This window comes from Protofrankia sp. CiP3 (genome assembly GCF_917627345.1).
In the GTDB taxonomy this organism is placed as follows: domain Bacteria; phylum Actinomycetota; class Actinomycetes; order Frankiales; family Frankiaceae; genus Protofrankia.
Genome location: NZ_CAKJTM010000130.1, coordinates 11,057 through 11,945 on the forward strand (window position 1 = coordinate 11,057; position 889 = coordinate 11,945).

Consider the following 889-nt stretch of genomic DNA (forward strand, 5'->3'; position numbering starts at 1 on the left):
TGATATCGCAGGATCAGGATGAGGAGCTCCGCGTCTTTCGCGGTGTCGCCGCGCACGCTGAGCAACATCAGTCCGAAAGTACTGCGTGTCAGGGCGTAGAGCAGCGACCACACCATGACCATCCAGCCTGCCCGACACGGGCCCTGCCCGGCGAGCAAACACGCAGGTCACCGCTCGAACCGGGGTTCTGGAACCCCACAGCCGGATACGAGGGAGAAGCAAGCAGGTTAAAAATCAAGCTAAGAGCCTGCTAATGATCTTAAATTTGTTTACGCTTAGTTAAAGTCGATCTTTTTCACAAAAGATCGAAGAAAGAGAAGGTGGATTCAATGGTTGTAGCGACACTCCGATAGGATTATTATCAGTAGCATCGAGAGAATGGATGGTGGATGGGTCGGCGCGAGGCGTTGGCATTCGAGGAGCGGGAGACCATCTCGCGGGAGTTGGGCCAGAGTCGCTCGGTGCGGTTCATCGGGAAGTTCCAACTTATGAAGCGGCAGCTTGTACGGCAACACCGGTCGCTGACATCGTCAAAAACTCCGGTGGAGGGATATGGAGATGGGTACAGATCATTTACAGGGAGATCGCTATCGACAAGAAGGATGTTCTGTCCGTATTTGAGGCTATTGTTAGATCTTCATCCAAGAACTGATCATGGAATTAGGCATCGAGGTGACAACTATACCGCCAGTCGAGATTCAATCTTCATGATCCTCTAGTTGGCTAGGTCAGCCAAAGCCGTGAAGATCGGGTCAAGTTGACGTATCGTGACGGGTACCTGCCCCGCAGCGCAACGACGAAAGCGCGCCTGACCAGCAGTTTCGGCGTTAAGCCTTGGTCATCATTACTAGGCGTAGCGGGTGGCGGTGGTCGGCCGGCTGACCGCAGA